General features: G+C 60.4%; 17 protein-coding genes. 9 read left to right on the plus strand and 8 right to left on the minus strand.

Annotated elements, in window-relative coordinates:
• Positions 1 to 5: 5 nt before the first annotated feature.
• From IPK17_RS34745 to IPK17_RS34770, 6 genes are all read right to left on the minus strand, one after another.
• The gene (locus IPK17_RS34745; RefSeq protein WP_343422308.1) at positions 6 to 1,592 is read right to left on the minus strand and encodes a DUF4056 domain-containing protein; all 1,587 of its coding nucleotides are present in this window, start codon (positions 1,590 to 1,592) and stop codon (positions 6 to 8) included.
• A 48-nt stretch (positions 1,593 to 1,640) separates the two neighbouring features.
• The gene (locus tag IPK17_RS34750; RefSeq protein WP_343422309.1) at positions 1,641 to 2,933 is read right to left on the minus strand and encodes a TrbL/VirB6 family protein; all 1,293 of its coding nucleotides are present in this window, start codon (positions 2,931 to 2,933) and stop codon (positions 1,641 to 1,643) included.
• A 79-nt stretch (positions 2,934 to 3,012) separates the two neighbouring features.
• On the minus strand, positions 3,013 to 4,152 hold the full coding sequence (locus IPK17_RS34755) for a hypothetical protein (RefSeq protein ID WP_343422310.1): 1,140 nt from the start codon (positions 4,150 to 4,152) through the stop codon (positions 3,013 to 3,015).
• Between the two features lie 20 nt (positions 4,153 to 4,172).
• A complete protein-coding gene (locus IPK17_RS34760) occupies positions 4,173 to 5,618 on the minus strand; it encodes a hypothetical protein (protein ID WP_343422311.1) in 1,446 nt (481 codons plus the stop codon).
• 52 nt (positions 5,619 to 5,670) lie between these two features.
• Positions 5,671 to 6,999 (minus strand): hypothetical protein, encoded by a 1,329-nt coding sequence (locus tag IPK17_RS34765; RefSeq protein WP_343422312.1) that lies wholly within the window; start codon positions 6,997 to 6,999, stop codon positions 5,671 to 5,673.
• A 4-nt stretch (positions 7,000 to 7,003) separates the two neighbouring features.
• Entirely contained in the window at positions 7,004 to 8,053 is a 1,050-nt protein-coding gene (locus IPK17_RS34770) for a hypothetical protein (protein ID WP_343422313.1), read from the minus strand.
• A gap of 206 nt (positions 8,054 to 8,259) precedes the next feature.
• Here IPK17_RS34770 and IPK17_RS34775 point away from each other — a divergent pair, with 206 nt between their 5' ends.
• From IPK17_RS34775 to IPK17_RS34815, 9 genes are all read left to right on the plus strand, one after another.
• A complete protein-coding gene (locus IPK17_RS34775) occupies positions 8,260 to 8,706 on the plus strand; it encodes a response regulator transcription factor (protein ID WP_343422314.1) in 447 nt (148 codons plus the stop codon).
• 134 nt (positions 8,707 to 8,840) lie between these two features.
• On the plus strand, positions 8,841 to 10,295 hold the full coding sequence (locus tag IPK17_RS34780) for a hypothetical protein (protein ID WP_343422315.1): 1,455 nt from the start codon (positions 8,841 to 8,843) through the stop codon (positions 10,293 to 10,295).
• A complete protein-coding gene (locus IPK17_RS34785) occupies positions 10,295 to 10,639 on the plus strand; it encodes a hypothetical protein (RefSeq protein ID WP_343422316.1) in 345 nt (114 codons plus the stop codon). Before IPK17_RS34780 ends, IPK17_RS34785 begins: the two co-directional genes overlap by 1 nt.
• Positions 10,640 to 10,677: 38 nt before the next feature.
• The gene (locus IPK17_RS34790; RefSeq protein ID WP_343422317.1) at positions 10,678 to 11,370 is read left to right on the plus strand and encodes an RNA polymerase sigma factor; all 693 of its coding nucleotides are present in this window, start codon (positions 10,678 to 10,680) and stop codon (positions 11,368 to 11,370) included.
• A 63-nt stretch (positions 11,371 to 11,433) separates the two neighbouring features.
• On the plus strand, positions 11,434 to 12,177 hold the full coding sequence (locus IPK17_RS34795; RefSeq protein WP_343422318.1) for a hypothetical protein: 744 nt from the start codon (positions 11,434 to 11,436) through the stop codon (positions 12,175 to 12,177).
• A gap of 47 nt (positions 12,178 to 12,224) precedes the next feature.
• A complete protein-coding gene (locus IPK17_RS34800) occupies positions 12,225 to 13,046 on the plus strand; it encodes a tetratricopeptide repeat protein (protein WP_343422319.1) in 822 nt (273 codons plus the stop codon).
• A complete protein-coding gene (locus IPK17_RS34805) occupies positions 13,043 to 15,037 on the plus strand; it encodes a CHAT domain-containing protein (protein WP_343422320.1) in 1,995 nt (664 codons plus the stop codon). The genes IPK17_RS34800 and IPK17_RS34805 overlap by 4 nt, the downstream gene beginning before the upstream one ends.
• 12 nt (positions 15,038 to 15,049) lie before the next feature.
• Entirely contained in the window at positions 15,050 to 15,541 is a 492-nt protein-coding gene (locus tag IPK17_RS34810; protein WP_343422321.1) for a hypothetical protein, read from the plus strand.
• Complete coding sequence (locus tag IPK17_RS34815; RefSeq protein ID WP_343422322.1) at positions 15,462 to 16,745, plus strand: S8 family serine peptidase; 1,284 nt, start codon at positions 15,462 to 15,464, stop codon at positions 16,743 to 16,745. The genes IPK17_RS34810 and IPK17_RS34815 overlap by 80 nt, the downstream gene beginning before the upstream one ends.
• Positions 16,746 to 17,769: 1,024 nt before the next feature.
• On the opposite strand, the gene IPK17_RS34820 is transcribed toward IPK17_RS34815, so the two are convergent.
• Complete coding sequence (locus IPK17_RS34820) at positions 17,770 to 18,462, minus strand: alpha-L-rhamnosidase C-terminal domain-containing protein (protein ID WP_343422323.1); 693 nt, start codon at positions 18,460 to 18,462, stop codon at positions 17,770 to 17,772.
• Between the two features lie 52 nt (positions 18,463 to 18,514).
• The gene (locus tag IPK17_RS34825) at positions 18,515 to 20,407 is read right to left on the minus strand and encodes a family 78 glycoside hydrolase catalytic domain (RefSeq protein WP_343422598.1); all 1,893 of its coding nucleotides are present in this window, start codon (positions 20,405 to 20,407) and stop codon (positions 18,515 to 18,517) included.
• Between the last annotated feature and the right edge of the window lie 185 nt (positions 20,408 to 20,592).

Raw genomic sequence — 20,592 nt, forward strand, 5'->3', positions numbered from 1 at the left:
TCGGGCTACGGCGAGTCGAAGTTCGCGCCGTAGCGCTTCTTAGCATCCGCTTTGATGGCGTCGATCCGATTACCGAAGTCGTCCGCCTTGATGTCCGTGCCGCCTTCCTTGTGCGTGTAGGTATAAATGGAGCGGAGCGGCGGGAAAAATGCGGTGGCAAATGCGGGCGTCGCCTGGTCGCTGCTATGGCCAGCTTTCCACGGCACATGTGAGAAATTGCGGCGGCGCAGGTAGTCTTTGCTCAGCAGCGAGACGGTCCCGGATGTGTCTGACCACTTCACCCAGCGTCCGTTGATCAGGTCAAAGGCACGGCGCGACTCGGCGACGCTCTGCGCGTCGAGGTCACGTAGCAATTTGTCGAGCTCCCGCGTCACCGCGTCGTTGAAGTTGCCGCCCGCTTTCAGCGCGCGCGCCCCGATCAGCGTGCCCAGCAGGTTGGAGCACAGATCTTCGGGCGAAAACGAGGAGTTGTGACCGCCGGGTGTCGAGAGATCATAGGAGAAGATCTCGTGTCCCAGCCCGACATCATAGGCGATAGCCCGCGCGACCAAAATGTCATCAACCGGGCATTTGTGCATGACCGCTTCGCCCATCAACACCCGCGATCCGCCAAAGGTGAAGACCGCAGCGACCTTGTTGGGTGTGGGACCTTGTGTGAGCTGGTCATGAATCGACTTGGTGATGTCGACCATATCACGAATATGACCTAAGTCGAGGAAGCCCGCTTTGCCCGTGTAGATCAGCCCCACCTGCTCGTTACTGCCATTGTGCTTGCCCATGCCACCGGGTTTGAGTAAGTTAGAAGTGCTGGAGCCGCGCGGACTTTGCTGTGGCGCGAGCATACAGCAGGGACGAGTGATCGGCGGCGGATTTTCGGCCAACACCGCGCCCGGTCGCGTGAACATTAGCGAACGCGAGCGTGGCACGCCAAGGCGCGCAATGACCTGAGTGGTGGATACCGGACGAATCACGCAGCTTTTGGGACGGCCGCCCGTGCGCAGCGTGATGACGACGCGCCGATTCCGCGCCGCGCCGCCCGCTATCTGCTCGGTTTCGCCGCGCGATTCCACGACGATGCTCACAAGGTTGTTGCTGCCGGGGCGCAATTGCCCGAGGCTGGCGCGAAGTTGGATCGCCACCGCGTCGGCGCGTCGGTGGGCAAGCTGATCGTTGTAGGCTGCCGACCCCACCGGATCGGTATGCCCGACGATGTAGACCGATTTCACTGGTGCGGGTGTGCCCAGGCTGGCGACGATTTCGCGCGCCAGTGAATTTATCAGCGCCTGATGTCCCGCGCTGAGTTTAGCGCTGTCAAAGGCAAAGCCGTCGAGCGTCGTCGGCTTGCCCGCTGAACCGCCGCCTTGCAGCGCCGCTCTGAGCGCGGCCTCCGTAGTCGGCCCGACAATTCCGTCGGCGGTGAGCCCGCGGCTGCGCTGAAAATTCTTGATCGCCTCCCGAGTCTGCGGCCCCAGTTTGCCATCGACTGCCAGCCCCGCGCTCATGATCTGGTTGAGCGAGCGCTGAATCCAGGCGACATCGCTCGCGCCTTCCGCTTCCAGCACCGCGTATTCATACGCATTCTCGAAGTCCACAGCTCACCTCCGGTAAGCTTCGCGCCCGGCTGGGCGCGGCGTCTCGCTTCAATCGTCGCCCGCTCGTCGCTGCTCGGTGAAAAACTGCCCGATGGTGTAGTCGATCTCATCCCGCGCGGCTGACAGGTAGTCGCGGACAAACTGGTTGTATTCGGGCGTTCCCGGTTCGAGTCCATTCTCGACGATCGTGGCGTCCAGCTTGCGGTAGTGATAATCCCATTGGTCGCGGATCGAGCGATTGTGTAACTGCTTCAGCCCCGCGTTTTCGGTGGGGATGCCGCGCATGTTGCCAAAATCATTGATCTCGCGCTGGTTGAACACGCCCGGATAGCGGGTCAGCACCTGTCGTTCAATGGCATGGTGGATATCCTCACCTTTGCGAGCGCGCAGTCGTTTGACATAGGCGCGGCGTTTGCGCAGGAAGTCCTTCCAGGCGGAGTCGGCGACGCGCTGCTTTTGCCCGGTCGCCAGCTGCCGCGCGGCTTTCGCCGGACGGCGGTAACCCTTCGGGCGACTGCGCGGCACGTCGGTGGGCGTGATCTGGCGTCCACCGTAGCGCGAGGGCGCGAAGCGTGGACTTTTCAAGATCTTCACGCCTGTTCCGGCGCTGCGAATCACCGGTAAACCGCCGGGACCGCGCACAATCTTGATCGGCCTATTCACCTTGCCGACAGTGCGCGCAGTCGAAGCCGCGCGGCGCACGCCGCTCAAACTGCGACCCATTTTCCCCACACTCCCGAGGCCGCGCCCGACCCGTGAAGCGGTTTTGACCCCGCGGCCAACTCGGGCTGCGGTTCGGGCTCCGCGCGCGACCGTCGAGGCGGCGCGTACGCCTCGCCCAACCTGGGCTGCCGCTCGTGCCCCCCGGGCGACGGTCGAGGCCGTGCGTACGCCGCGCCCGACCGTGCCCAGCACCCGCGCGCCCTTGCCAACGGTTCCCAAGACGCGCGCGCCTTTGCCGATGGCCGAGGCCACCTTCGCGCCGCTGGCCAACGCACTGACCAGTCCGCCCAGTTCGCTGTCCATTTCAGCTTCAAGGAGCGTTTCAATCACCCCATAAAAGAAGCGCAGCCGGACCGGGCGGCCGTCCGGCGTCGCCAGATGATAATGGCGCAGCCTGAGCGGCTGGTAGACATGATGTCGAACCGCGAAGGGACGGCCTGTCCTCTGCGTCAGGCGACGAGCCGTCGTCTGTGCGGCGCGGTGCGCGTTCGTCTGGGATTGAAACCAGCGGTTCCGCCCGGTCGGGAGCATCGTATTCAGGTTGCGAATGAGCTGCCGCCTTCGCTGTCCGCTGGACAGCATTTCGGCGAGCAGCGACTCGCGTTCGTAGTCGTTCACAGGTATGTCCTTTCATGATCGCTGATGGCGAACGAGTGCAGTGGCTCTCCCGGGTTGGCGAGAGAGCCACGCGAGGACATCAGCCGATCCACTCACCGGACGCTTGCGGCGTGATCGCGCGTTGGCGCCCATTGGTGCGGCGGTTAGGCCGCGGCGCGGAAACAACGCGCGGCTGATCGGTTTGCAGCGATTCTACACTGGTCAGCCATTCGTCGGCGTCGTCGGCGATCAATGCTAGCAAACCTTCAAATTCCGCCCGGCGGTTGTTGAGGATGTAATTGTGTCCCAACCAGCGAATGACGTTGCGTCCGCTGATAGCCATGCGGCTGCGTTCTGACGTCGGCAGGTAGACGCGCCCAAGATAGCGCCGCTGCACTTCCTCGATGACATCCCAGGCGTTGTCTGCCCCGAACAGGTCGCGGATGTCTTCCGCTCCCAGAATTTCGAAGGCTTCCTCAAGCAGCTGCAGCAGTTCGACGCGCAGCACGTTGACGTGACCATACGAAGCGTTCTTGAGGTTGTTGCGCAGAGCCAGCCCGGCGCGGCGCACCCGTGAGATATTGGCAAAACTGGGATCATTGGCGTTGGTGCGCACCACCTCGGCGACTCGCTTGTCGCGCCAGAACTGCGACACTTCATTCATGAACTGGCTGAACAGCCCGTGAAACTTGCGATTCGGCTGCGCGCCGTTCGGCGGCGGCACGGGCGTGTAGCCAAAGACTCGACGGTACGCCTGGAAGCGATCCCGGGCGGTATGGCGCAGCACCTCGCGCCGATCATATTGGTACAGGCGGTAGGCGCCGCGTCCATCGGACAGGCGCACCGTCCCCGCTTTGAACAGCTCTTGCAGCTTGAGGACGGCGGAGAATACGCCGATCATCTCGTGCTGGTAAATGTAGTACAGGTCGCCCGTCGCCAGAATGCGCTCGGCGCTGATCTGCTCGTCATAGGGGCGCACCTGATAGGGCAGATGCGTCTCCGCGATGCCGCGCGCCGACTCATCGCCGAGGCCAATGAGGTTGGCCAGCCCCCCGTCCGCTGGACGCGGCATCTGGGCGCTTTGCTCCATCACCGATTCGAACATCGTGTCGATCTGATCCACGATCTGTTCGGCGAAGGATGGGTTGGCGATCAGGCGCGGCCCCAGGCGGTCGACAAGCTGCTGCGCGAACTCAGCGAGCTGTAACTCCTGATCCTGCACTTGCTGGGTAGTGGACATGGAGAGTCTCCTTCACACTCTTATAGACCGGCTGCGCTGTATGTGTCGAAGCACAGCTTGTTCTTGACCTGTTCCAGATAGCCAGCCAGCTCGGCGATGGCGATGATGACCCGCGAATGATTGAATACGCGGATGTTGGTCGGCGGACTGGTGACCAGATTGTCCATGAACTCATAGAGCTGGGTGGCTTCCGAGCACAGCCGGGGCAGCGCTTTCCTGCCGCCATCCTTGAGCACCCGCGCCGCTTTGCTGGAAAAGATCAGCACCCAGTCGAACAGTTCAGCAATGCTGATCTGCTCGTCTGAGAAGGTCAGCTCGGTGGCGCGCCGCTCGGCGGCGTCAAAGTCCAGCGTATCCAGCATGGTATAGATTTCGTCCACGCCCTCGGTGACGACCGCGAACAGCCGCTCCAATTCCATGAGCAGCGTCCCGAATGTCACATCCGGATCGTCTCTGAACCGAACCCAGGCGTCCTTCAACCCGTTCAAATACTGCTCGGCGATCAGGAAATCGGTGTAGGCGCGCTCGTCTTCGACCGTCAGTCGGTTTTCGTCGTCGTCGAAATCGAACGCCTCTTCGATCTCTTCCAGATACGCCTCCAGCCGTTCAAAGGAACCATCGATGCGGATGCTGCGGAGCGACTCGGAGCCGAGCGCGCCGAGCAGATCGTCCACCTCGGCGAGAAAGCTGAGACGCGCGCCGCTGACGCGGTCATCGTCGACGTCCGTCCCCTGGGCAACGAGTGTATCGATGCGGCGGCGCAGTTCGGCAATGCCGGTGGCCGCGAATTGATACAGGCTGGCTTGCGCGCCGGTGAGCTGTGCGCCCAGTTCCGTTTCGACGGCGTACGTCGGCGGACGCCAGCGTGCGCTGCGATGCCCGTCGACGACCTCAAACTCGAACACGCGGCTCAACGCGCTGATCAGCCCCTTGCCATCGCGGGCGGCAACCCGTTTACCTAGCAGATCGCGGGCCGCATCGGCGACCGCCGTCTCGATCTCAGACGGGTAGCTCTGACTGCCCGTGCCATTTCCGCCTTTGGTCGGCTGAATAGCGACCAAATCACGCAGACTCCCGGCCACTTCTTTGAGAATCACGTCCGAGTCCTGAGTCTGCAAGTCACGCGCTAGAACGGAGAGCGCCGTTTCGTAGACCGTCGGCTGCCCTTTGGGATCGTCCGCGGCGACCGCCCAACTGCCGGTCACATCGCGCACGGGGATTTCGCGCCCATTATGGCGGACGCGGTAGTAGATTTTGGTCTTCGCCGACAGGCTTTTGCCGCTCCGTGTGGTCGGATCGATCTCGATCATGAAACCGCCGACCGAGTCGGTGACGGCTTCTCCCAGCATCTCCTGCTGGCGAAGGAAAATAGTGTCCCACGCCTGCACGAGGAGACGCGGCATCGCTTGCGCCGCTTCGCCGGGTTCACCCATCAGGTGCACCCGCCCCTTGATTACCACTGCCATTGTCATTTGCCTCCATCCGAACTGAAACCTCGAACAGGGTGGTGCTGATCGACTAGCGCTGCGTCAGCGCGCGATAGAAATGCCGAGCGATGACATCGGGTGCGGCATGACCGCGCTCAAAGGCGATCCGCGCCGCGCTGATCAAAAAGCGCGCCGGTATGATGCCCGGATCGGTGCCGTGCGCGAGGCGCGCCGCCGCTTCCTCTGTCATTTGTGCGTACTCCGGACGGAAGCAGACCACCTCGGCCAGCGCTTTGCCGCCCAACTGCGCGTACGGCTGGAAGCACATGGTGTCGACGACCAGCGCGCAGGCTCGCGGAAAGCTGGCCAGCAGCGCCGCTGGAATGCCGCCGGCGCGCGGCTGCGGATACATACGCTTCCATAAGCCTTCGTACACGGCGGCCTCCTCGGGAAAGCCCATGCGCCGCAGCAGTTCCACATTGATCAGCACGCGCAGGTACGACGTGGGATGCACTCCGTTCGGGTTGTAAGCGGTGGTGGCGAGCGGCGTGCGCGCGACCACATCGAGCAGCGAGTCGACGACGGCTGGACCCCCGAGGAGCAGTCCACACAGGTCGGCCCAGGTTTCTTTGTGCCAGCGCGCCCAGGTGGCCGCGCTGCCGACGTCGATCCCATTGTCCAGCAGCCGCGCTCGCACCCGTTTGGGCACGTCCTCCCACAAGCCGAGATCACTTTGCAGATTGTGACTGACCTCGTGGGGCACGGCCCCGAGCGTCCACGGATTGACCAAGCGATGATGCGGCAGGCTGACCACCGGGAACGGATTGATCTGTTTGCTGATGCGCGACAGCGGAATGCCACGCCGGAATGTCGCCGGGGTGAAACCCGTCTCCATGTACGAGAACGGCGCTGGCGATGGGATCGAGCGGGCCGTACCTAAGCCGACGAACACAGCCTGATACGAATCCAGAGCGATGCGGTCAGCCGCGAGCAGCATGGGTGCAAACGGCGACTGCCGCTGCCCGAACAGTTCCAGGTAGAAGGCCCAGATCTTTTCGATCAGCTTGATCCCACGTTCGGCCCGTTCACGATACGCCAGCACAGGTTCCAGCCCGCGCGCTTGTGGCTGGCTGGAGGAAGCCGTGCTCGCCTCCAGTCGTTCCACGACTCCATCCAGTTGATCGCGTAGGCTGCTAATCAGCTCATTGGCCGCGGCGATGTGCGCGCTGGATGGACTGCCGGGGTGTGTTCCAAATTCGTCAGCGTGGAACGGGCGCAGCGCGGCGGCGTTGCGGGCGGAATTCACCGCCTGAGCGCGGGCAAAGTGCTGCGCGGCGCGAGCGATCCGCAGCGACAGTGGTGTCCCGTTGCCATTGGCTCGAACCGGAGTTGGTTTAGCCTGCGCTGTCGTGAGCCACATCGTGTTACATCCTGCGGCGGCGAATAGGCGTCATGGTGAGCGTTCCGCTGACGCGGTACTGGCGGGCCCACATCCGGTTCCGACGCGCGGCGGTCTGCAGCGTGGTCGGCGATCCCAGCGTCTCGACGATGGGACGCGCGGCTGCGCCGGCGACGACCTGACCGACCGACTGCGCGGTTGGGCGTCCCTTGGACGTGGCCGCCACTTTGGGCAGCGCCCGCGCGGTCCGCAAGGCGGTCTTCGCGGCGACGCGGGGCAGGGCGCGCATGGCGACGCGCCGCTGTGCCGGGGGCATCCGCTTGATCGAGCGGCCAACGCCCTGAACGGCGCGCGACACTGCTCGGGTGGCGTGCGGCAGGACGCGGGGCAGCAGTGCTCCGGCGGCCTTGCCGATCAGCGGGGCAGCCGCGGCGATCAAGGGCAGGAATTGATCCGACTCTTCTTCGTAGATGGCTTCGCTGACAATCGACTCGCGCGAGACGTCTTCGTACTGCGATTCGCCGAGCAGGTTGGGCAGGATTTGCGATGCGAGATTTGCGATTGCGCCGATGAACTGATCGGCTTCGTCTTCGTTTTCAGTCTGGGCGGCCAATTCGGCGTAATGAGCCATTTCGCCGAGGATTTCCATGTTGAGACCGCTGGCTTCGAGCATCGATTCGAACTGCGTTTCTTCTTCGCCCAGATACTCGCCGCTGTATTCCATCTCCTCTTGTTCGCGCGCTACGGCAGACGCGATCCGGTTGGCGATGGCTGCACCGGCTGGACCGCCGACTGCCCCACCCACCAGGCTCGCCACCTTCGGCGCGAACTTCTTCAGGACGGGCGTGATCTTACGGAAAATGCGACCGAAGGAGAACTGGTCGCCTTCCAACTCACCCATCTCCCCATCCTCGCCGTCCTCATAGGACAGCTCGTCTTCCAGACTGTATCCTTCCGGATCGCTGCCTTCCAGATTTTCGTATTCCAGATCCTCGAAATCGCCTTCCATGTCGAACTGGTCGTTCTCGAGATACTGGTTTTCGAAGGCCGGATTGAAGTAAGAAGCGCTAGACATTGTCCTCATTCCTTCCGCATTTTGACGGGCATTTGCAAGGCTAGTCGGTTTTGCGCTGACGGTCTATGTCCCGATTTCGACGACCCCAGATGGCGTCACTCATTTATGCGACAGGGGATTTTCAACCGAGGCTGTGATAGCGGGTGCGTCGGTGGCATTTACGTAAATACAAGCGTGATTTATGCGCAAGTGAATAGGAAAGGTAGATGATGTTTGACGCACCCTCGTACGTTGATGTCGAGACTCTGGACGGCGCATCCGCGTCTTCGGCCTTGACGTCTGATCCGCGTTTGCAGCAGGCATTGAGCCAGTTACTCGGCGCAGCGGGCGTCGTTCAAACGGCATTTGACGATGGAACCGGGACTCGGTTTCAGGTCTACGTCTGGCTTGAGAACCGCTTCTACAAAGTGACGATTGCGGAAGCGCCCGAGTCGCTGGACCTCCGGCACCGTCAACTGAGCCCACGTGAGCAGGAGATCGCGGGGTTGATCACCAAAGGGCTCACCAATAAAGCGATTGCGCAGGCGCTGCTGCTGCGCCCAACCACCGTGAATACCTATGCCAAGCGCCTCTTTCTGAAATTGAATGTGAGTTCTCGGGTGGAAATGGTGGCGAAGGTGATGAGTGAGAACTTGCTCGAAAAAGTGAGTTGACGGCGTCGTGCAGGCCGGATCACAGCGTTCTGGTGCCGCGTTCCAGTGGTAGCGCTCGAACCCAGACGGACTGTGATAAACAGACTGGAAACTACATTTAGTGGATTGTTCGTGAACAGTATTGGAGGGGGAGCATGTACAAGTTCATCCGTGTGGCGCTGGTCATAGGTAGTCTGCTGGCTGTCACACTGCCCGCAGCGATGCAGGATTTTCCGTTACAGTTTCTCGAAAACTGCCGGGGTGGAGCTTTTTCCACCGAGGAAGATTTTATGATGCAGCAGGGCGAGCCGTATGACGGCGTCCCCTACATTTCGGACGGCGATGTCCTCAGCCCATCCGGTCAGTTGTGCGCCCGCAATCGGGAACTGCTGCAGCGCTTCGACGTGCGTGACGACCTCGGGCTGGATGCGCTGGATGTGCGCCTGAATTTGCAGGGGCAGAACGAGCACGTGGTTGCCTTCTCGACCGAATTGGCCGATCCGAATGGCAACTTCACCGCCGGCGATCTGCTGTTCACCACGGGCGGGATCATCGCGAATAACGTGCTGGTCGCGCCGTTCGGCATTGGGTATGACATTGGGCTGGATGGCCTCGATCTTGTGGGCAGTGATGAGGTATGGGAGCGCATCATCCGGTGGGTGACGGAACAGCGGGGCAATTTCTCCGCTGAAGAACTGATCAGCCTGCTGCGTGATAACCGCGCCGATATCCTGTTCTCCATTGAAGGTTCGTTCAGCGGGGGCGAACGCTTCCCGATCATCCTCGACGGCGATATTCTCTCGCTGGCCACCGTGTCGATTGCCGCGCGCAACAGCGATCTGATTCCGTATGCGCCGGCGGGCATTCCCGACAAGGGCGTCGATTTCGGGATCGACGGGGTCGAATACATGGGCGATGAATGGGAACGCGGTTCGTTTGAACGCTTCATGTTCTCGACGGAGATTCTCCACGAAGAAGAGCTGCAGTTCACCGACGGCGACGTGCTGACGACGAGCGGCGTGGTCATTCCCAACGGGGTGCTGACGAGCGGGTTCGTCCCGGCGGCACGCTTCCTCGGCTTGGATGCGCTGTGGCTGCCGGGGGCAGTGACGCCCGATCCCTTTCTAGAAGAGATGTGCGGCGATCTCAGCGTGTATGACTTCGACGGCGGCGGGGTGGTCACGGGCGATATGACGCCGCACACGGGTCTGTACCAACCCGTTGGACACCGCACTCCCGGCGATCCTTGCGGCGCCTACGTGCCGATCGATGGCAACATTCAGCCCGGTCAGGCGACGCGCTTCCGCGTGGCTTATCGTCCGGCGGGCACGTCTGCACCCGCGCCCGGTGATGCCGCGACGAGCGCTGTGCATACGCGCTGGTTGCTCTCACGGGGGCATTGGCATTGGACAGGCAGCAGCTTCGTCTGGCAGTGTCCGACGCCGAACCCCGGCTATCCGACAACCTTCGTCGTCCTTGAAACGGATGCGAACGGCTGGATGGACTATGCTGACTACGCTGCTGCGGAAAATGGTACATTCCCCGGTTCGTTCTGCGACGCCGATCTCATACGATTGCGCCGTATCCTGATGGCCTGCAGGTGCGGTTGATGGACGGCACGACCATCGTCCCGGCATGCGGTGAGACCACGGGAGAAACAGAGTTCCAGATCTGGGCGCAGTTTGATGATGCCTACTACGGAGCGGCCACGCTCACCGTCGCCGGGGGCATTCCGCCTATCGTCTTCCCATACAGTGTCGATGCGTGGGAAGCGAGCGCGACTGATAACCTCGACGATACGGGCACGACGCCCGACGCGACCACGGTCTTCATCCGCAACATCGACATGACTGATCTCGGTGAGTCGTTCCAGCAGTGCTGCTATCTGGTCGAACTCCGGGTGTGGGATCGCGCCACCCGCCACGCGTTTATTATCGTGATAGGATGTGGCTGAAGGTTGCTGTTCACAAACCTATAAGGGGGATGCTGCTGATGGATACCTCACAGGTACCTTTAGAGCAGATCGCGTTACACTGCCACGAAGAAACGCGGAAGTTCACCCTGCACACTGACTTTGTGACTGATTACTGCATGGAATTGATGCGGCGGGCGCTTCTCCGCCGGACACCCGACGCTTTCACCCGCTTATACGACATTTACGAACCGCTTGTGCGCAAATGGGTTTACCAGCATCATCAGTTTCGCTGGACGGATGAAGACGCAGCCTACTTCGTCAACGACGCGCTGACGCAGTTCTATTTCGCGGTCAGCGGCAGCAAGTTTGAGCGGTTCGAGACGCTGGCGCAGCTCCTGCAATACCTCAAACGCTGCGTCTATACCAGCATTGCTATGCATGTGCGCACTGCCCAGACTCAAGTAGCCGCCGTCCCCTTGCCATCCGACGATCTCGCGCCCGCCATACAGCCGACCTGGGACGCGAACCTCAATGCGCAAACGCTGTGGGTGCGCATCTGCGCTCTGCTGCCCGATAAGAACGATCAACTGCTGGCGCGCTGGTGCTTTATCGAAGATCTGAAGCCTGCCGACATTCTGCGCGAACAGCTAGGGCACTGGGATGATGTACGCGACATTTCGGTCGCCTTGCAGCGCATCCGCCGCCGTCTGCGCGGCGACGAAGTCCTGCAGGCGCTGCTGCGCGGCGTTCGCGACGAAAAACAGGGGTAAGCACGGTCAGTATTGTGATAAATCAGCCGAAGCTGCATTAATCCAATTAACCGAGAGTTCCTGATGACGGATATGAACCCGATGTCGCAGTGCAGTCTGCCTCCACCCTTAACCGAAGATCAGTTGAGCGCTGCGCTCGACGGCACCGCCGACGCGGCGGTCCAGGCTCATGTGCGCGACTGCCCTTATTGCGCGGAACGTTTGGATGCGGCGCGACAACTAGAAACAGCCCTCAGCCAGTCCTTATATCACTGGGATACCCCGAGTCCCGACGAACTCGCGGATTATGTACTGAACTTGCTCGATCCGTCGACGCGTCGACGCATTGACGCGTATCTCCAAACCAGCCCGCGCGCGCGCGCTGAAGTCGCCCAATTGAGCGATTACTTGAACCTCGATGCACAGTCGATCAAGCGCGCCCGCCCAGAGACCAACAGACTTCCGCGGTTGCCCTCGCTGGATGAGATCATTGCCGTACTGCTGCCGAAGAAACTGCAGCCCGCCTTGCGCGGTGGGTTGGCGCGCGGCGAATTGACGGCCCAGGGGCGCGGCGTGACCGTCTTCATCGAATATTTCTCTGAAGGCGAGGCCTGCACGATCACCGGGCAGGTGATCGCCAATGAGCCCGGCATCTGGGATGGGGCGCTGGCACAGCTCTTCGTTGGCGGCAATCTCACGGCGACGGCTCTGCTGGAAAGCGGCGGCGATTTCAAATTTACGAAGATTGCGCCCGGCACCTATGAACTGCGCATCGCCTCGGCAACGCACCAAGTGATCGTCGTTCATGAGCTGGCGATTGAGCTATGAATCTTTCCGCACCGTTTGTTCTTAATGACAGAACGCTGCGCTCCCTCTTGAGCGCAGAGGAACGTGATGACCCGCTCATCGCGCAGGTCTTGTCCGTCCCGCTGCCCGCTGCGGACGCGGATGCCCTCATCCAGTGGTTGAAACAGGAGGCGGACGCCGCTTGGTATCGTGATCCACGCCGCACGCTCGATTACGGTGGTTTCATCGAGCAGATCGGCGCGGCGCGTGGCGATACGCGGCAAATGGCGCTTGGCCTGATGACACAGGGGGATGCGCTGCGTTTTTTGCATCGTGTCACCGAGGCGTGGGCGAAACTCGAACAGGCGGGCAGCGCCTTCTTAAGCGCGGGCGATCAGTTTGGTTGGGCGCGGACGCGCATCGGGCGTTTGGGGCTGTCGACGGAACTCGGCTTTGTTGAAATCGCCCTCCGGGATGCAGAGGCCGCGCGCAACATCTTCACGGCGCACGGTGATCAGGAAATGACGCTGCGCCTCGACTTGAATACCGCCGTCGTCTATGACCTCATGGGCGATCATGCCCAGGCGCTCGCGCGGTATGAAGCGGCGCTGGCGGTGGCGCTGACTTTAGGTGAGCGCGGGCAGCGCTACCTGCCCATTCTCCATACCAACATGGGTTATGCGGCCAACTTCCTCGGCGATTTGCGCCGCGCGCTAGCGTATTACGGTCAAGCCAAAACACACATGCTGGCAGCGGGTGAAACGAGCGGCATCATCAACATCGATCTGGCGCTTGCCTATGTCGCGTTGGGGCAGGGGCGTTATCAACGGGCGCTCCGGCTGCTCCATGATGTGATCGAACGAGCCGAGGGCAGTTTCCTAAAGAAACCGCCCTCGCACGCAGCGAGATGATCGAGTGTTATCTGCCGCTCAACCAGTTCCACAAGGCGCGCGAACTGGCTTATCAGGTGAGCGCTGACTACGAACGCGCAGGTGCAGAACATGATCGGGCGCGCACGCTGCTGCTCCTCGCCGAAGCAGAGGCGCACTTGGGGCATCTCGATGCGGCAGTCGCGGCGCTTGATGCCGCCGAGCAGAGTTTCATCGCCATGGGTGCGGCACCGTGGGCGAGCACCGCGCGGCTGCGGCGTGCTCAGATCGCGCTGCGGCAGGGTGAGGTGGATCAGGCGCTGCGCGACGCTCAAACCGCCGCGGCGACCTTTGCGGCGAGTCAGCGCCCGTTTTATCAGGCGCAGGCGCTGCTCGCTCAAGCGCAAGCCGAACTTGATCAGGGTGATCCCATCGCGGCCCGCATCAGCGCACGCCGCGCGCTGGCTCTCATTCGCCAGAGTGCGCCCCCGCTCCGTTACAGCGCGCATCTTCTGCTTGGACAAGCCGCGCTGGCGCTCGCCGATGTTCGGACAGCGCGGCGTCATCTCCAGATCGCGGTCGCGCAAGTAGAGCGGGCGCAGCAGCAGTTGACCATCACGTTCCGGTCTGCCTTCCTCGAAAACCGAACCGCCGCGCTCCAGGCTTTGATCCGGCTTTACCTGGCTCAAGGTCAGGCAGCCGAGGCCTTCGCCTCGCTCGAACGGGCGAAGTCGCAGACGCTGCTGACGTATTTGCACAGTCGGGATCAACTGCATTGGCTGACGAATGATGCGCGGACAGCGGAACTGGTTGAGGAATTGGCCGAACTCCGCGCGGAACATCACTGGTACTATCGCAGCACCTACGAGCAAATCGAGCCCGAGCAGCGCGCTGGCATCGACGCCGATGAAGCGGCGCGGCGGCTGGCGGACTGCGAACGGCGCATCCGCGCCATCACCGAAAAACTCTACTTACGGAGTGCCGACCAAGCCGCCGCCCGCTCGATCAGTGCGCCAGCCCTGAGCGAAATTCAGGCGCGCCTCCCATCTGACTCCGTTCTGCTCGAATACTATGCCGACGGGGACGAAATGTGGGTGTTCGTTGTCAAGCACGATGGCATCACAGCGCATTCACTGCCGCAAACGCCCAATGAGGTCGGCTCACTGATCGAACGCTTGCAGTTGAATGTCGACCGGGCGCTGCGCCTTGGACAGGCAGCGCCGCAAGTTCAGCTTATGCAGCACTTCGATGGCATCGCCGCGCGATTGTATGACGCGCTGATCGCTCCAGTCGCGGCGGCGCTCGCGGGCTGTACACGTCTGTACGTCGTTCCCTACGGCGCGCTGCACTATCTGCCATTTCATTTGCTTCACGGCGCAGATCGTTACCTGATTGAGACGCACGAAATCGTGACCCTGCCAGCGGCCGCCCTGCTGACTCGTCCCGCCGTGCAGCGGAATGGGAACGCGGTGGCGCTCACCTATTCCTGGGATGGCAAAGTGCCACAAACGCGGGCTGAAGCCGAAATCGTGACTCGCCTCTTTCCGACGATCACGTACAGTGAAGCCGATGCCGTTCGCGATCAGTTGGCCCATGCGCCGGGCGCTCTGCTACACATTGCCGCGCACGGATCCTTCCGCATGGATGAGCCCGATTTCTCGTTCCTCCAACTGGCCGGCGATCCGCTCTTTCTCGATGACCTGCTGCAATATGATCTGAGCTATGAACTGGTGACTCTAAGCGCGTGCGAAACCGGGCGCGTGAGCGTCAGCAATGGCGATGAACTGATCGGCTTGGGGCAAGGGTTTTTGTTCGGCGGCGCTGGGGCGTTGATCGCCAGCCTGTGGCGCATTGAAGACGGCGCGACGTTAGCGCTCATGGAGCACCTGTATCGGGCATTGCGCGACGGCCAATCCAAGGGAGCGGCGCTCCGCGCGGCGCAGTTAACCGCCAAAGCAGGACGTCATCCGGCATTTTGGGGCGCCTTCATTCTGATCGGCAGCCCCGATCCTCTGACCAATGGGCGTGATTAATGGGAGAACAATATGACGCAGCGTGATGGTGAACCGCATTTCGGCTTTTTCGCTCCCGGAGAAGTTGCGCTGATCGTCGAACACGAGGCACCGCTGAGTCGAGATGCGCTGCTGCGCGCCCTGCGGGCAGTGCCGCTTGTGCGCGACAACCTTACCCTGTCCCGCGCCGTAGAATTCGCCGATGCCAGCACCTCCGTCACGACGACCAACCGCCGACCGCCGGGATCCGAGCTTGCAGGCTGCGCGCGCATCATCAGCGCTGTGTTCGATGTCCTCCTGAGGCGCGAGGCGTCCTCTCGCCCCGCTCCCCAAGCGGTGGGCACTTCACCCGCTTACCTATCCTCCGTGTTCGTCAATGTAGGGCAGGCTGGTGACGAATGGAACGACCCGCGCGCCTTGATCGAGCGATTGATCGCGCCGCTGGATGAAGCGCTGGAAAACGGATTCGGTCAGGGGGGAGCGCGTTGTCGTCACCGGGGTTTCGCCCAACTGGTTCATCAGTAGCGCCCAGCCGATTTTGACGGTCGGCGGTCCGGGCGCGCGTCCCGTCGCTCCGAATGGGATGAAAGCGACCACCTCTGGCGTTGATCCGTGGATGTTTCGCTTTTTCGATGATCAGGGGAATCAGCTTAATTTGGATGATGGTCATGGTGTGGATATTTTCGTCCTCGATAGCGCGCCCACTCGCGAGCAGTTCGAGTACGCGTATCACAACGGGCAGCCGTTAAACCCTATGCTCGGGCAGTTGCTTGCACCGGACGGCAGCTTCTCACTCAACAACCGCCGCTTTGAAGTGCGCTACAGCGGCAGCACCAAGCCGGAAATTGACCGCCTCGGCAGTCACACGCAGGGAGTCGGGGTGAGCGGACACGATTACGAGATGCTCGATCATGGGCTGTTTGCCGCCGGCATCGCGGCGCTGGTCGCTCCGGCGGCGCGGGTGACGCTGATGGAGGTGCTCGGTCGTTGGGGCGTTGGCTCGCTCCGAACGATCCTCGACGCCTTAAACACGCTGACGCAGCGTCCAGCATCCCGCCCGATGATCGTCAATCTCAGCCTAACCTTCGATATCCCCTTGAGCAAACATCTGGGATACCGAGCCGATGATCCACAGTTTCAAACCGAATGGGGGTGGTTCACAGCTTGGTTGGATGCGCATAACGCCTTTGTCACGCGTTCGTTGAACGCGGTCGAGGAGGCCTGCCGTGCGTTGAAGACGAAACACAATGCCCTTGTCATCGCGGCGGCGGGCAATGACAGCGTCGGCGCGGAGCAGCGGCGCGATCCCCGGTTTCCCGCCGCGTTTGATGCCGTCATCGGCGTGGGGGCACTGAGCAGCCATAAACAACCCGCACCTTATAGTAATCGTCCGGACAAACCCGAAATCGTGGGTGTGATTGCGTTTGGTGGTGATTTGGAGCCGAGCGGTGCTGGGCCGGGAGCAACTCCTCCCGCGCAGGACACGCCATCGGCAAATCGCGACACGGGCATACTCGGGCTGTATATTGGAATGCTGCCCGACGGTACACAAGCAGTTGATGGCTGGGCACGCTGGGCGGGAACCTCGTTTTCAGCACCGATCGTTGCAGGATATCTTGCGGCAGCGTTGGGCACAGGGCAAACTCCGGCGCAAGCCCTGGCGACGCTGGCGGCGTCCGCAGCCGAAAGTAGCGGACAATCGCAGCGACTGAATGTTACGCAAGGATAATTGTTTGCCTGAATTAAAGCGAAAATTCTGAATGACTTAGCAGTAGTCTTAAGATTGGCACGCGAGAACGGTTGGAGTGAGGGCAAGCTGCACGGGGAGTTAAAAAAGCTAGCGGTAACGCTCGGCGAAACGACCGTCCGAGACATCCTTCGCTGTCACGGCATTTCTCCCGCCCCAAAACGGCAACGTCGAGCCACCTTATGGGGCACGATTTTGAAACACTACGGTCACCAACTTCTGGCGTGTGATTTTTTCACCGTTAAGACACTTCGCTTGCAGACACTGTACGTCTTCTTTTTCATTGAAGTCGGAACACGTCGCGTCCACCTTGCCGGCGTTACCGCGGGTCCTACACGAGCTTGGGTGATCCAGCAAGCTCGTTATTTCCTCTGACACCTGCAGGAGCAAAAGCAAACGTTCACGTATCTCATTCGAGATAACGATGGCAAGTACGGCGATGCCTTTGATGCCGTGTTTGCATCTGAAGGAATCGAAGTTGTCCATACTCCAGTTCGCGCTCCATGTGCCAACGCTTATGCGGAACGCTGGGTGCGTTCGGTGCGCGAGGCATGCCTCGACCGACTCAGCATTTTGAATGCGGCGCATCTGAAATATGTACTGCACGAGTATGAGCATCGCTTCAACAAAGCGTGACCGCATCAAGGCATTGGGCAGAAGATTCCCGATCTATCCTCAGAAAGTATAAGCAGCGGGATGGTCAAACGGCGCGATCGACTCGGCGGTGTGCTCCACGACTACTATCGAGCTGCTTGACTCACGGGAAACACAGCGTGGTTAGGGTTTCTTGCTATTACACGGTTTCAAGACTTGAACGAGCACCAATCGAGTACGCTCACAAGTGAGTAGCCTCCCGATCCAATAGAGTCTGCATCAGCATAACAGCGGTGGCGTAGCGAATTTCTCGCAAAGATAAAGTGTTCAGCTGCTAGAGACGCATCATGCAGTATTCTATACACTTTCTACATTCACACTACCTGAATCTTCCTTCCACTAGTTTCTTCCACTATATAGCGTCAGTGATGCGCTTGAACTCGAAACCAAGCGGACATATAACCTCAATTTCGCATCCCTCCGGGGCTTTGTACTTCAGATATAGGTACTGTCCCACAACTCGCCATTCGACATCCAACTTGCCGAATGGTGTGGGAACTGTACCTCGCGCCCACGTCAGGTCGCCCGGTTGCGGTGCGATGCAGATTCGCTTATAGCCGACTTCAATCGGGCTTACTCCGAGGATATGCGCTGACAAGAAGTAAGCCGGTGTTGCCGACCAGGCATGACACCATGAACGTGGATTGGAGAATGTTTCCCATGTCGCCGTTGCGCCACGATCCAGCATTCTCCCCCAGCGTGACCGGATTACTTGCAGCAGCTCATCAAAGCGTCGCTCACGCACGAGCAGTTCTAGGCTGAATGACAGCATAAACGGACTGCCAATATGGATCCAGTGCTGTGGTGGTACTACCACAGCGGGCAGCAGTTGTGCTGCGCGTTCGTTCGTCGGCACACCGGAGAATAGGGCTGCTACATTGACCGCTTGGGAAATTTTCGCGCTTAGCTGTCCATCTTCGTCAATGCTGTCAACGTAGGCCTCCAGTTCCTCTGACCACAAATGCTGGTTGATGGCAACACTGAGATGGGCCGCAAACAGATTCCAACGTTGTGCATCAGCGGATTTGCCCACTACGAGCGCCATTTTGCGGTCGCGCGCAGTGCCGCCACGAGCAAACAGTTTTCATGCGTGAACGCTAATTTGCGCTGGTCATTGAAATCGACGCCGTCAATGTCTGACCAATCGAGAAGTGCCAGCAGCCTTCCAGACTGAATAGGCCGAGGCGATGTGCCTTGCAGCGTGCAAGCGCGAATTCTGCTTGTTGTGCCAGCGCCGGATATATTTCCTGTGCAAACTTGCTGTCCGCATTGAAAAAAAATAGTGCATATAGCAGCCAATCGCCCACAGCCAACTCCAATTTGGCATCAAGCGATTTTTCCCACGCGCTGGGAACCTGTGAGTTCACGATCGGGGTGCTGCGCAGTGAATCCGCCACGACTCTCAGCGTATTTTCGGGAAGTGATGGGTCACTATAAATGACCTGATGAATGAGTTGCTGAGCGTACGCATCCCCGACCCACAATGCCTGCTCATACGCGCCATCCGCGCTGAACACATCGTCGGAGCACAATCGTTCCGCATAGGCACACATGTCCCAAATCTGATTCAATCGGGGATCAGAACACTGGAAACGCCCAATCACGGGTTGATCATAGGTCGCTTGGTGCAGCGTTACCCGGTGAACGGTCACCGGTTGATCAGCGTCATGTACCGACAGTAGCAGATAGCGAAATCCACGGCGGAAAATTGACCTATACGTTTGCCGTCCCGCACGACACGTATAGCGAAACGAATTGTCGACTCCCAGACTGTACCCCGGAGCCTGCGACTGCATGATTTCAAATCCTACAAAATCGAGAATCGCACCTGTCGGGGCATCAACGTCAAATTCGGTCCAGCCCAAGACTTCGCGGCCGAAGTCAAAGATGAACTGCTGACCGTGCTGCGGTGCTTTCACTGACACCGCGAGTGGAAGACTGACCGCAGCGCTTGTATGTTCAAGCGGTTCACTCGACATTACGAAGCGCTGCACATCGATGTCCGGAACATCGAGCGGTTGCATCACCGTCCAGTGTAGGGTGGGTGGAAGCAGCTCGCTGTGAGTGGCAGCAAGCGCCGCCTGCCGCTCGTCGTCGGATGGATTGACACTCACTTGCCAGCCACGATCTTCGCTGTCTAGCCCCGCGCGGAGTTGAAGATCCGAACTTCCAGCGGGCTGATGGCGGAAGTCCGTCTCGAAGATCATACCCTTCCAGTCCAACAACAGGAGATGTTCCCCTGCCGTCAGACTGATCAAGGCCTGTGGTTCGATCTGACCGGACTCCCAAGTCAGTTTTTGCCCGTCCAGATAGACCGTTGGCAGACCGCCGTAGTTGGCGCGCTTTTTCAATACGATAGTACCGCTGACGGAGGCCTGCAGACGCGTCACCAGGAGTGCGTCAACCGTCCCTATACCGACAGCGGTGTTGTCTGCGCCAAGGATGTAGGGATGTAAATGGCCGGCCAGTATGAGTGTCGGTAACCGGACAATTCCGGTATCCGTGATGCTCGTGGGTTGGATCGGCTCATTGCCGAGGAGGGGAACGCGCCGCGCCGTCAAGCCTGACCACGGGACGTCAGCGGGCGGGATTTCTACCGCGCTGTCCCATTCCGCATCGTCAAAGTCGATATCCGTCCAGCCGTCGGCGAGCCGCGCATCGAACTGCTCCTCCCACGGAAGTTGGATCGAAATGCGCGGTGTGTTCTGCCGGTAAGCGGTGTTGCGTCTGACGCGCCAGCGTGCATCTGAAACAATGATGTCGTCCATGTCGATTTGGCGCAGCAGACCGCCGCGCACCACTAACTGGTGAAATGTCCCTTCGCCCCAGTGGTTGACCATCACCGCGACCACATTTTTGCCGATCCGCAGGTGCTCCGCGATATCATAGTTATCATAGTGATAGCGGTAAGGGTAGCCGCGCGCTGGACCATAGCCTAAGCGAACACCGTTGACGTAAAGATAGTAGCGCGCATCGGCGCTGATATGCAGGGCGCAGCAGCCGGGATCGTGCTCAGGTCAAATGTACGTCGGAAGTTCAAAAAAGATATTGCGGGGCTTGGGTGTCGCCTGCGTCCCAGATCCACCGGGTATTTGTGTCAAAAACCATAATTCACCTACGGCCTGTGTTCAGGTAGGGAAAAACAGACTTCTTGCTTCTGACTTTACGCAAGTGT

Source organism: Candidatus Flexifilum breve, assembly GCF_016713355.1.